General features: G+C 39.1%; 10 protein-coding genes and 4 pseudogenes. 7 read left to right on the forward strand and 7 right to left on the reverse strand.

Features of this window, described 5'->3' with window-relative positions; all coding sequences use genetic code 11:
- Nucleotides 1-30: 30 nt before the first annotated feature.
- Genes FC36_RS04110 through FC36_RS04120 form a run of 3 tightly spaced genes read right to left on the reverse strand, consistent with a single transcriptional unit; the run spans nt 31 to nt 2414 of the window.
- Nucleotides 31-768, reverse strand: a complete 738-nt coding sequence (locus tag FC36_RS04110) for a glycerol-3-phosphate acyltransferase (protein ID WP_056986727.1) — start codon at nt 766-768, stop codon at nt 31-33.
- Between the two features lie 9 nt (nt 769-777).
- The gene (locus FC36_RS04115; protein WP_056986728.1) at nt 778-1641 is read right to left on the reverse strand and encodes an NAD(P)-dependent oxidoreductase; all 864 of its coding nucleotides are present in this window, start codon (nt 1639-1641) and stop codon (nt 778-780) included.
- A gap of 35 nt (nt 1642-1676) precedes the next feature.
- Nucleotides 1677-2414, reverse strand: coding sequence for a sulfite exporter TauE/SafE family protein (locus tag FC36_RS04120; RefSeq protein WP_025021118.1), 738 nt, complete (start codon nt 2412-2414; stop codon nt 1677-1679).
- Between the two features lie 132 nt (nt 2415-2546).
- Between FC36_RS04120 and FC36_RS11595 the strand changes: the two are divergent.
- The 7 genes and pseudogenes from FC36_RS11595 to FC36_RS04145 all read left to right on the forward strand — a co-directional run bounded on the left by FC36_RS11595 (nt 2547) and on the right by FC36_RS04145 (nt 8477).
- A pseudogene (locus tag FC36_RS11595) lies at nt 2547-2859 on the forward strand (BlaI/MecI/CopY family transcriptional regulator).
- Nucleotides 2860-2871: 12 nt separating this feature from the next.
- A complete protein-coding gene (locus tag FC36_RS04125) occupies nt 2872-3249 on the forward strand; it encodes a cupredoxin domain-containing protein (protein WP_025021117.1) in 378 nt (125 codons plus the stop codon).
- 12 nt (nt 3250-3261) lie between these two features.
- Entirely contained in the window at nt 3262-3540 is a 279-nt protein-coding gene (locus tag FC36_RS04130) for a cupredoxin domain-containing protein (RefSeq protein ID WP_025021116.1), read from the forward strand.
- A gap of 1 nt (nt 3541) precedes the next feature.
- On the forward strand, nt 3542-5449 hold the full coding sequence (locus tag FC36_RS04135; protein ID WP_035188505.1) for a copper-translocating P-type ATPase: 1908 nt from the start codon (nt 3542-3544) through the stop codon (nt 5447-5449).
- A gap of 205 nt (nt 5450-5654) precedes the next feature.
- Nucleotides 5655-6575: a DMT family transporter gene (locus FC36_RS04140; protein ID WP_025021115.1), complete on the forward strand. Its 921-nt coding sequence runs from the start codon at nt 5655-5657 to the stop codon at nt 6573-6575.
- A 136-nt stretch (nt 6576-6711) separates the two neighbouring features.
- Nucleotides 6712-6798, forward strand: coding sequence for a putative holin-like toxin (locus FC36_RS11850; protein ID WP_155889611.1), 87 nt, complete (start codon nt 6712-6714; stop codon nt 6796-6798).
- Nucleotides 6799-7436: 638 nt separating this feature from the next.
- A complete protein-coding gene (locus FC36_RS04145) occupies nt 7437-8477 on the forward strand; it encodes an alcohol dehydrogenase catalytic domain-containing protein (protein WP_025021114.1) in 1041 nt (346 codons plus the stop codon).
- A gap of 162 nt (nt 8478-8639) precedes the next feature.
- On the opposite strand, the gene FC36_RS04150 is transcribed toward FC36_RS04145, so the two are convergent.
- From FC36_RS04150 to FC36_RS04160, 4 genes and pseudogenes are all read right to left on the reverse strand, one after another.
- The gene (locus FC36_RS04150; RefSeq protein WP_025021113.1) at nt 8640-9257 is read right to left on the reverse strand and encodes a replication protein; all 618 of its coding nucleotides are present in this window, start codon (nt 9255-9257) and stop codon (nt 8640-8642) included.
- A gap of 230 nt (nt 9258-9487) precedes the next feature.
- A pseudogene (locus tag FC36_RS04155) lies at nt 9488-10055 on the reverse strand (hypothetical protein).
- Nucleotides 10052-10372, reverse strand: a pseudogene (locus FC36_RS11600) (cell division protein FtsK); the annotation flags it as partial. The pseudogenes FC36_RS11600 and FC36_RS04155, both read right to left, overlap by 4 nt.
- 271 nt (nt 10373-10643) lie before the next feature.
- Nucleotides 10644-11181, reverse strand: a pseudogene (locus FC36_RS04160) (hypothetical protein); the annotation flags it as partial.
- Nucleotides 11182-11262: the final 81 nt, after the last annotated feature.

Genomic DNA, 11262 nt, shown 5'->3' on the forward strand with positions numbered 1-11262 from the left:
AAGCGTTAATTTCTAGCACTTTTTTGAATTTTAAGATTTCTTGGTCCGGTTTGTCGCGGTTAGGGCTATCAATTTTTGCCGGATTGCGCCTAGAACATCATTTTTTTCCGCTGTACCTTGAGGAATTTGCTTGAGCGCTTTAAGATTACGGCTGACCATAATTAAAGCTAGAAGCAACGCAATCACTCCGGCTTCACTACCTAAAGCTACAAAGGCGTAGCCAGTAAAAACTAAGGTAATAACGACGGCCCCTAAAGCAAGATATTGGCTGATAAAGACTGTCACCATTCCGATTAGCATGGCTATTAGACCGTAAAAAGGGCTAAGGATAAAGTATCCCACACAAGAGGTAACAACACCTTTTCCTCCCTTAAATTTAAGCCAAAGTGGGTAGTTGTGCCCCAAAGTTACACCTAAAATAGCATAGTAGAGGGAAATTTGGCCTAATGAGTAAGAATGTTGGCCTTGAAAATGGCCAAGATAAGACCAAAAAGGATGGCCGTTAGCCTGACCATAAAAGAAATAAACGGCTAAAACAACAGCTATTAAACTTTTAACAATGTCTCCGATAAGTACAGTTATCCCGGCTTTAAAGCCTAAATGAGCCATCACATTAGCCATCCCGGGATTACCAGTAGTTCCGAGTTGACTGCAAGGTTTTCCTGTTAATTTACGGGTAACAACTTCCGCAGTTAAAAACATGCCACAAAGGTAAGCGAGACTTAAGATAATAAGTCGCGGTTCCCAAAAATTAAAACTAAGAATCATTCTTTCTCCTTATGCTTGATAGTAGTGATAAAGGGCTTGTGTTCCTTGATCACCATAGCCCATCGCTTGGACCTGTTGACATTCCTGGCGAATGGCTTCCATGATTTCAAGCTTGAAATTGCGCTGTTGGCTTTCTTCACTGGCGATTGTTAAATCCTTAATGAAGTGCTTCATGTAGAAAGTAGCGTCAAAATCTTGCGCAATTATTTTAGGCATGAAAGCCTCCATTTGGAAACTTCCGGCGGCACCAGTGCGAATGGTTTGATAGGTTTTTTCTGGATCAAGCCCAGTTTGTTTAGCATAGTAAAGGGCTTCGCAGACGCCAGCTAAAGCTCCCGCGATAGCAATTTGGTTAGCCATCTTAGTGTGTTGACCACTACCCGCGGGACCTTCATAGACAATATTGGTACCCAGTGCTTCCAAAATTGGGAGCGCCTTTTGGAAAACCTCTTCCTCACCACCGACCATAATTGCTAATTGTCCACTTTGCGCGCCGGCCTGTCCGCCGGAAACTGGTGCATCTAAAGCTTGTAATCCGCGGTCTTTAGCCGTTGAATAGATTTTGGTAGCTAAGGCTGGGCTGGTGGTTGTCATGTCGATGAGTACCGTGTTGGCACTCACACCAGCAAAGATACCTTGCGTGCCAAAGTAAACTTCTTCAACATCCTTAGGATAGCCAACAATGGTGATAACATAGTCAACATCCTGACTACAAGCTTGTGCAGAAGTGGTCCAGATGGCGCCTTTTTCTACTAAGCTCAAGGCCTTTTCCTTGGTCCGATTCCAAACTTGGACTTGATGGCCGGCTTTTAAGAGATTAGTTACCATCCCTTGGCCCATAAGGCCGGTGCCAATAAAACCAATTTTTGCCATAAAAATTCCTCCTCGTATTTTCTAATTATACACCTTTAATAATAGCGAACAAAGAGTACGATGGCTAAAATAACCGCTCCGAGGGCCACAATCCGCTTCATGATGAGAGCAGGAATCTGGCGGGCGATGATGGGGCCGAGCAATCCTCCTACAAAAAATCCTAGAGCCATGGGGATTACATAGTTCCAGGGGATGGTAACCTTGTAAGCATAAATAACCATTGAAATCAAATTGGTTAAGCCCCCAGCCGCGTTTTTTAAAGCATTATTTTCAGCGAAAGAGCTTTGAGGATAAAGGTTAAGCAGGCAAGCTAAAATGAGAATCCCTGAGCCAGCACCAAAGTAGCCCATATAAATACTAATTAAAAAGAGACCGATAAATGAAGAAATTTTGCTTTTAGAAGCTGTTTTCTGAGTCTTTTTAGTAGGATGTAACATCATATAGGCAGCCAGTAGCATAAAGAAAGGAACCAGTTTTTGAAAAATTTCGCTCGGAATCATAAAAAGCAAAAATGAACCTAGAACAGCCCCAATAAAAGTTATCGGTAAAATGGCTTTAAGTTTAGGGGAGTGTCCCTTTAATTCAGGTAAAGAAACCGCTAAAGAGGAAAAAGAACTAGTAATTGAACCAAATGTGTTGGTTACGTTGGCCATGATGGGGCTTAATCCTAACGCTGTTAAGGCGGGATAAGAGACAAGCGAGGCTAATCCCGCTGCCGTTGAAGTAATGCCAGCAAGGATACCAACGATAATTAATACAAGAAAAAATAACATAAAATCAACCTTTCTTTTATTTAGTATACATAAAAAATATGAGAAGAAAAGTTTTTTTAAAGTTTACAAATGTAGACAGAGGTGTTAAACTAAAAATAAAGTTTACAAACGTAAACAAAAAGGGGGGATAACATGCCAGAAAATATTTCGAGTGCGGAGTGGGAAGTAATGCGAGTAATTTGGACTTTGAACTCGGCCTCATCGCGCCAAATTATCGACCAGCTTCAAACTAAGATGAACTGGAGTCCGTCAACTGTCAAGACCTTATTACGGCGCTTAACCGAAAAAAGTTTGCGATAGTCATAAAGGCCAAATTTTAACCCAGTTAGTAGCCGAGGCTCCTTTAAGCCAAACAGATATTTCTGCGTTACAAGAAATTTTAAATAAAAAGCAAAAAAAAGCGCCACTTAAGGTGCCTTGCAATTGCTTACCACACCAATGTTAGGAAGTGAAGAAAATGTTAGTTAGTCAAGGGCTTACCTTAGTGATAGTTGCTGTTTTGATTGTCTTGATTGTTTGGTGGTTTTTCTTACCTCACGATCGCGGACAAGTACAAGCGACAATCCAAGGAGGAAAACAGGTCGTACAAGTAACAGTCGATGGTGGTTACCAACCAGAAACTGTTGTACTCAAACAAGGGATTCCGGCACAAATTCAATTTGACCGACGTGATCCTTCGTCATGCTTAGAACAAGTGGTTTTCCCTGATTTTGGGATCAACCAATTTTTAACCGAAAAAGCGATTACCAAAATTGACCTCGATACCAGTAAGCCAGGTCAATACACCTACGCCTGTGGGATGGATATGTTCCACGGCCAAGTCATTATTAAATAGGAGGAATTTCTCATGGGATTATTTTCAAAAACACAAACTAATAAAATTAAAGTTGATAAAGGTTACCAACCAAGTACGGTAACTTTCAAACAAGGTAAACCCGCTCAAATCATCTTTAATCGTACAACTCCTTCATCATGTTTAGAGAGAGTACACTCTGATAGTTTAAACTTCGATAAAGTCTTACCCTTAAATGAAAAGGTAACCGTTGACATTGATACCAGTCAAGTGGGGGAATTTGAATTTGCTTGTGGGATGGATATGTTTAAAGGAAAGGTTGTCGTGAAATAATATGTCATACACGAAGCGTTTTATCTACGCTTTTATCCTCTCACTTCCTATGCTGGTAGATATGGTGGGGATGTTATTTGGTTGGATGTTACCTTATTACAACTGGGTGGCTTTAATTACCACGACACTAATTATGGCTTTGTCAGCTTGGCCTTTTTGGCGTAGTGCCTATGCAGCTTTTAAAAATCATCATGCCAATATGGACACCTTAGTGGCTATTGGAACAGCAGTGGCTTATTTTTATAGCGTGTATGCGATGGCGACTGGCCGAGAAGTCTACTTTGAAAGTGCAGCTTTTGTAACGGTGTTTGTCCTTTTAGGGCAGGTTTTAGAAGAAAGAATGCGGCATAACGCTTCAGCTGCCGTTGAAAAGCTCCAAAAACTTCAAGCTAAGGAAGCTCTAGTAAAGCGGGCTGGGGACTTTGTAACCTTGCCAGTAGATCAAATTCGAGTCGGTGATTTAGTTAAAGTTCTGCCTGGTCAAAAGATTCCCCTCGATGGTGAAATCGTGGCTGGAGCAAGCAACATTGATGAAGCCATGTTGACCGGAGAAAGTCTTCCCGTCAGCAAAACCGTGGGGCAAAAAGTAATCGGTGCAACCTTAAATCAAAATGGAACCTTTGTCTTTCGAGTAGAAAAGACAGGACAAGCAACGATGCTGGCGCAAATTGTGGACTTAGTTAAAATGGCGCAAACGAGTCGTGCTCCAATTCAAAAGCTGACTGACCGAATTTCGAATATTTTTGTTCCAGCAGTTTTGATTGTGGCACTTTTAACCTATGCGGCTTGGTATGTCTTCTTTGGTGCGACGGCGGTGCAAGCGATGTTATACGCAGTGGCAGTCATAGTGATTGCCTGTCCATGTGCTTTAGGTTTGGCTACCCCAACGGCCATTATGGTTGGGACTGGCCGGGCGGCGCGACTTGGCGTGCTTATCAAAAATGGCGAAATTCTTGAAGCGGTCGACCAAGTGCAAACTGTTGTCATGGATAAGACGGGAACCATTACACAAGGGCAACCAGTGGTAACAGAAATCATTGGAAACCAACCGGAAATTTTACGTCTTGCTGCTAGTCTAGAAGCGTCCTCTGAACACCCTTTAGCTAATGCCATTTTAGCCAAGGCTAAAGCTGAGAAAATCCAGCCTCAAAATGTGACTGATTTCCAGGTTCTTGAAGGTCAAGGAATAACTGGTAAAATTGGGGGGCAAGAAGTTTACCTTGGTAACGAAAAATTAAATGCAGCCTATCCGCTTGATGCAAACCAAGCACAAAGTCTAGCGCGATTACAGGCGGAAGGAAAAACCGTGGTAACTTTAGTTGCAAATCAAAAAGTTTTAGGTTTAATTGCCATTAAAGACCAAGTTAAACCGGATGCCCGCCAGGCAATTAAGGCCCTAAAAAAACGCGGTTTAAAGACTGTGATGTTAACTGGGGATAATCAAGCTGCTGCCCAAGCAATCGCCCAAGAAGTTGGGATTGACCAAGTAATTTCCTCCGTTTTACCTGCGCAAAAAGCAGAGAAGATTCGAGAATTACAACACGAAGGCCCGGTAGCGTTTGTAGGTGATGGCATCAATGATGCGCCGTCATTGTCGACGGCCGAGGTTGGGATTGCTATGGGATCTGGAACTGATATTGCCTTGGAAGCAGGGGGAATTATTCTGACTAATAACCAACTAATGGGTGTTGTGCGGGCCTTAGATTTGAGCCAAAAAACTTTTAAACGTATTAAGCTTAATTTATTTTGGGCATTGATTTACAATGTGATAGGTATACCGTTAGCGGCGGGGCTTTTCAGTACTTTAGGGCTAGTTTTAAGTCCTGAATTTGCTGGTTTGGCAATGGCGCTGTCCTCGATTAGTGTGGTTGGTTCTTCATTGTTACTAAATCGTGCTAAAATTGCTTAATTATAATGAATACATTAGGACTAGCGTAAATGTTAGTCCTTTTTGGTATGCTATCGGCTTTTTGTTGTTAGCTCAGAATTATTATTTATAAGTGTGCTTTCTTAAATTTTGGAATTTTTAAAAATCAACTAAATTAATGTCAACTTTAGTAACATAGTATGATAGAATAGACTTATATTGATTTTTTTAAGGAGACAATTTTAGAATGGAATCACATTCAAATGTTACTAAGGGGATTATTGTAGCAGGCTTTGCTTCACTTAGTTGGGGGATTTCAGGGACAGTCCTACAGTTGATTTCACAAAATTTAGCTATTCCAGCGACTTGGATGTTGTCAACGCGGACTTTCTTCACTGGAGCAATCTTATTATTGGTTTGTGCCGGTATTTATCGGGGACAAATTTTTGATGTTTTTAAAACTAAGGAAAGCCTCTTTTCTGTTTTAACTTATGCCATCTTTGGTTTGGGTCTTAATCTCTTAACCTTTTACTATGCTGTACAAACAGGAAACGCATCTACGGCAACAATTTTACAGTACCTTTCGCCACTCTTTATCGTTTTAGGTGCGGTTGTTTTCCAACATAAATGGCCAATGCGTACAGATATTATCGCCTTTGTCGTCGCTTTAATTGGGGTGATGTTATGTATTACCCGTGGTGATATTGCTCACTTAGCGGTTCCCACAGTATCACTACTTTGGGGGTTAGGTTCAGGAATTACCGCTGCTTTGTATGTGGTGTTACCAAAGAAAGCAGCGGCTAAAAATCCACCGTTAGTGGTACTTGGTTGGGGAACGATGATTGCTGGGATTTGCTTTAATTTGATTCATCCTTTTTGGACGAACACTCCTGAAATCTCAACGACATTAGTTTTATCTGTATCGACGGTAATTTTATTTGGGACAATCATTCCTTTCGCGATGTTACTTTATGCATCTCGCTTAGCTCCGTCAGATGTGATTAGTATTATGGACGCCTTACAGCCCATTGTAACAAGTGTTTTAAGTGTATTTTTCTTCCACTTAAAATTAAATGTTTTTGAAATTGCAGGTATTTTGGTGGTAATTGCCGCCATCTATATCCTACAATGGGGTCGGCGGAAAACTAAGGAAGCTGAGAAACTGTAAATGAAAAGCCGTATTTAAATAATTAAGTTTAAAAAAAGTGAGAGCAGCTCACTAGTGTGCAAGCACAACATAGCGTCTTTGCTTCTCGGGCAATCCCTCTGTATACTGGAAGAAACAGAAAGGAACTAGACGACATATGAGTGTTTTTGAAACACTCACTTTGATGTTTGCGTTCGGTACATTCTTATTAATATTGCTCGAATATATTGATAAACACAAATAAAAAGCCCGTCCCAAACTTTTGGAAGAGTGAATGGACAGGTTTTTTAATTTGTTTAAGTAATTTGACCACCGTCTTTGAAACGGTCCGAAAGCACTTGCGCCAACAAGTGCTTTTTTATTTACCTGCATTCTAACATAACCAATAAATAAAAGAAACTTAAATGAACATATTTTTAACGGATAATACTGTATAAGCAGGGCGAACAATATCTTCATATGATGATACACCTAAAGCTCCTTGCCACATACGCATAGAATTATATGCAATGTCCCCGACATCTACAAGTTTGTACCTAGATTTATCGGAACTAGAATTATCTTTTCTGCCTAATGAATCTGTTAAAACAACTCCTGTTTTCCCAGTAACCGAAAGTAAAGCTTCTGATCCATTTTTAGACCGGATTGTCTTTTCAGAAAATATTTCTCTTAACCTACGTTGCTTCCAATCAAATATCTATTTAGTAATTTATGATAGTAGGAAATGTTACTTTACATCTCACTTGTGATGATATTTTAAAGCGTATCTGCTGATATCATAACTAAAAGGAATGGAACTAGCTTAATAATAAGTATTTCAGTTATATTCTTTTTCATCTTATAATTAAGGTAAGATGTAGAAAATGAAAGGAAGAAAATTTTATGAAGGATGCAAGATTTGAAAAAGCTGGTCAAATGGTAATTGAGGATATTCCTAAGCCAACTATCCAAAATAATGATGATGTAATTATCCGGACTGTTAGAGCGTGCGTTTGTGGCTCAGATTTATGGGCATATCGTGATTTTGATCACGGGACACCTAACTCAGAAAACTCAGGTCATGAAGCAATTGGCATTGTTGAAGAAGTAGGTAAGGATATTACCACTGTTAAGCCTGGTGATTTTGTAATCGCACCGTTTACTCATGGTTGTGGACACTGTGCAGCATGTTTAGCTGGCTTTGATGGCGTCTGTATGAATCATACTGATAACTTTAGTGATGGTAATCAAGCCGAATATATTCGTTTTCAACATGGTCAATGGGCATTGGTGAAAATTCCTGGTAAGCCAAGTGATTATAGCGAAGGTATGCTTAAGTCATTCCTTACTTTAGCCGATGTTATGGCAACCGGCTATCACGCAGCTCGTGTAGCTAATGTGAAAAAAGGTGATACTGTTATTGTTTTAGGTGATGGTGCTGTGGGTCAATGTGCAATTATCGCTGCAAAAATGCGTGGAGCAAAGAGAATTATCTCAACTTCACGTCATGCGGACCGTGCAACTTTAGCTAAAGAGTTTGGTGCGACTGAAAATGTTGCTGAACGTGGCGAAGAAGGTATTAAAAAATTACTTGAAATAACGAATGGTGGTGCTGATGCTGTTCTTGAATGCGTTGGTACAGAGATGTCTAGTGATGAAGCAATGAAGGTTGGTCGTCCCGGTTCAATCATTGGGAGAGTTGGTCTTCCTCACGGTAGTAAGATTAACCCTGCTGCAACTTTCTATCAAAATAAAATTTTAGCTGGCGGTCCAGCATCAGTAACTACTTATGATAAAGAAATCCTGCTTAAGGCAGTCCTTGATGGTGTAATCAACCCTGGTAAGGTGTTTACCAAAGAATATAGCTTGGATGAAATTAACGATGCATATCAGGATATGGCTACTCGTAAGACTATTAAGTCATATATAAAAGTTAGTGACTAATGTAATATTTGGGTAATTAAAAGTTCCTCCCTAGCTATTCTTGAAGATAAGATATCGAAAATTAACGTGGTATCAGTAAAGGTTAAGTATTATCTATTTTAGCTGTTAGAAACGTTTATATATCAACGTTTAGGGACTTTCACGCTAAAAAGGGTAGAGTAGTTATTGAGTTAATTCAGCAAGCTTATCTAAATAAATATCAACCGCTTCTAGCTTTCGATTTGGATTATGCCGTCGTGAATCTAAATACTTAGCAAAGAAATAGGTACGTTCAATAATGAGACCTAGTAGATTGATATTGTTTGCTCGTGCATACCAGACCAGTTCTTCAAATTCTGTAAAGTCGTTCTCTTCGATAATATCAACCACTTCATGAATAAAATCTGAGGTTTTCACTTCCATTAAGAATTTATTCAAATCAAAGCCACAACCAACTTCAATATCTTCGATATTGTAAGGGGTCTTGTCAGGGCTTTCTGTATGTGTAAAATAGTCAAATAAACCTGTTGGAGACATAACAACCTCGACATGTGCTGGACCGTTTAGTTTATCGCTGATGATATTTGATACTTGGGAATAACTTTTTAATGAATCAAAGAAGAATGCACCATGTTTGTGTGATTTTTTGAACTCTCCTGTTTGTCTATTGATATCCTTATCGTGCCACGGACCAAGAATAAAGGGGATATGAAGTTCCTCTAAGATATTCAAGTAGTCTTCTGGTGCGCTTTCCTCATAGAAGAGAAATGTCCATTTGGTTGAGCGTTGTTCTTTTACCATAGGCAGTTACCTCATTTCTTTTGGTTCTATTACTAAGGAGAAATGACAGGTCAAATGTAAAGCTTTTTTGAAAATTTTGTGATTATTGATTATTAACCTATTGGGGGTCGTAGTAACCCCAATAGGTCATGATAGAATAGAGTATAGAAAAGGAAAAGGGGACTGTTTGGCTTTTGCTTAACGCAAGCCACAGCCCCAAGGGATTAACGTTTTTGCCCAGTGAAGCATAATTAGTTACGAACTCGAATAGGAGAAGAGAAATAATATTCGCCGTGTTGGCTAACAATCTCTTCTTTCAGTTGTGCGTCCATCTCTTTTAGGATTTTGGTCTCTAGGGACTTTTAGAAATATAACGATGGTATCTTTTCGTATATCTACGATACATTTACGGACAGCACGGTTAAATCCGTTATGGATTGGATTGATAGTGGTAACGGTCTGGTGTTCAAGGTTACTTATCTTCTGTACTCGTTCATGCTGGAAAAGGAAGTGTCTTAATAAAAAGGTACGATAGACAGATTGGCAGTAATTCCAAAGACTGTCTGTTTTTAATCGTTGTATCATCTCTATCCCAGCCAATAATAAGGCTAGTAGTAGAGAAACAAGAGCAAATCCGTGACAAGCAGAACTAATGGTATCGGTAACGTTTTTAACCGTATCCAGATTGACAAATGAGATATTGGTTAATTGAACGGAAAGAAAATTGAACAACCAACCGAACATAGAACAGATTGGGGCAATAAGTAGTAAGTATAATATGAGATTGAAACTTCTCATGAAGTAGGTTTTAGTGGTCATAGGATACCTCGCTTGGTGTAATAGGTTGGACATAGTAAGGGTAGGACTTGATACGGGTGTTCATTGTCAATAACCTGAATGATTCCTGTCCCATGTCCTGTTGGAATCACAATCCCCTCTGGGTCTAGGTCTGGAAACAAGGATTGAGTGGTCTTCTGATTGATATTTCCGATTTGTAATAATACGTTTAGCTGTTCCCTTACTGAAATGGGAATGGTATTGTGGTCAAAACGCTGGCTTACCAAAAAGAGATGGAGATTCGTAGCACGTCCCAATAAAGCAATCTGTGAGAGTAATGAGAAAAAGGCTTCTTTGATACGCCAAGTATGACAAAAGGCACACCAAAAATATGGCGGAACAATACAGTGCAGAATATGACCACTACTGTCATATCTTCATATCTGTTTAGTTCCGTCCTTTTGATGCGTATCAATTTGGACTGTAATTAAATTTTAGTTATCAAGATGTTTTCTTGATACGTTCAGTATAGTGCAAAAACTATCGAAATTTTTTACTCTCCGTTTTTCTATGAAATCCAAATTTGTATAAATGAGTGTAAAAAAAAGACTAAGCATTAAAGCCTAGTCATTAGAGTGCAAATTTTCTTATCTCGTCCTCATTTAATAAAGGCTTGCTGAACCTTATCCAGAGAGTAAGCCGTTTCAAGTAATTCTTCGTTTAATTTCTCTTGGAAATAGTGTGTTACTTGTGTATTGTTCGTTAATAAACCTTCAATATGGCGAGAGACACTTGTATTGTCTAAATTAATGTCATAGAGGTCAACTAAATAAATAAGTTCGATGTCATTTATTCCCTGAGATGCAGTTTCTTCTATTCTTTTTTTATCCTATCCTCTAGTGAAAATCTTGTTGGCTCTATTTGAATAGCAGATCTTTCCTGAATTGGTCTTGTTGCATAAGGGTTAGAGACCCAACCGATTATTTCATCAAAAGTTCTTTCCTCAATCCTTTCTATCACTGGATTTATGAATGCGAATACCTATATTTGTTAGCTCTTCTTCAGAATATTTTTGGTACAAGTCTGTGATGTCTTTACCTTGACTTACTAACTTCATAAAGTCATTATTTATCTGTAAAGATTTTAATTCATCTATTTTTTGACTTCCAATCACATTCAACGAAAAGTTGACCTTGGTCTTGCGTCAAGAAAACGGACAAGTTAAAATGAGATTTTTAACGACTAATCA

Origin of the sequence: Ligilactobacillus equi DSM 15833 = JCM 10991 (assembly GCF_001435735.1) — a bacterium.
Lineage (GTDB): Bacteria > Bacillota > Bacilli > Lactobacillales > Lactobacillaceae > Ligilactobacillus > Ligilactobacillus equi.

Excerpts from the sequence above, each read along its gene's own strand:
- FC36_RS04120 (WP_025021118.1), bottom strand. The coding sequence starts at position 2,414 with ATGTTATTTTTTCTTGTATTAATTATCGTTGGTATCCTTGCTGGCATT.
- FC36_RS04140 (WP_025021115.1), top strand. The coding sequence starts at position 5,655 with ATGGAATCACATTCAAATGTTACTAAGGGGATTATTGTAGCAGGCTTT.
- FC36_RS04125 (WP_025021117.1), top strand. The coding sequence starts at position 2,872 with ATGTTAGTTAGTCAAGGGCTTACCTTAGTGATAGTTGCTGTTTTGATT.
- FC36_RS04130 (WP_025021116.1), top strand. The coding sequence starts at position 3,262 with ATGGGATTATTTTCAAAAACACAAACTAATAAAATTAAAGTTGATAAA.
- FC36_RS11850 (WP_155889611.1), top strand. The coding sequence starts at position 6,712 with ATGAGTGTTTTTGAAACACTCACTTTGATGTTTGCGTTCGGTACATTC.
- FC36_RS04110 (WP_056986727.1), bottom strand. The coding sequence starts at position 768 with ATGATTCTTAGTTTTAATTTTTGGGAACCGCGACTTATTATCTTAAGT.
- FC36_RS04145 (WP_025021114.1), top strand. The coding sequence starts at position 7,437 with ATGAAGGATGCAAGATTTGAAAAAGCTGGTCAAATGGTAATTGAGGAT.
- FC36_RS04135 (WP_035188505.1), top strand. The coding sequence starts at position 3,542 with ATGTCATACACGAAGCGTTTTATCTACGCTTTTATCCTCTCACTTCCT.
- FC36_RS04115 (WP_056986728.1), bottom strand. The coding sequence starts at position 1,641 with ATGGCAAAAATTGGTTTTATTGGCACCGGCCTTATGGGCCAAGGGATG.
- FC36_RS04150 (WP_025021113.1), bottom strand. The coding sequence starts at position 9,257 with ATGGTAAAAGAACAACGCTCAACCAAATGGACATTTCTCTTCTATGAG.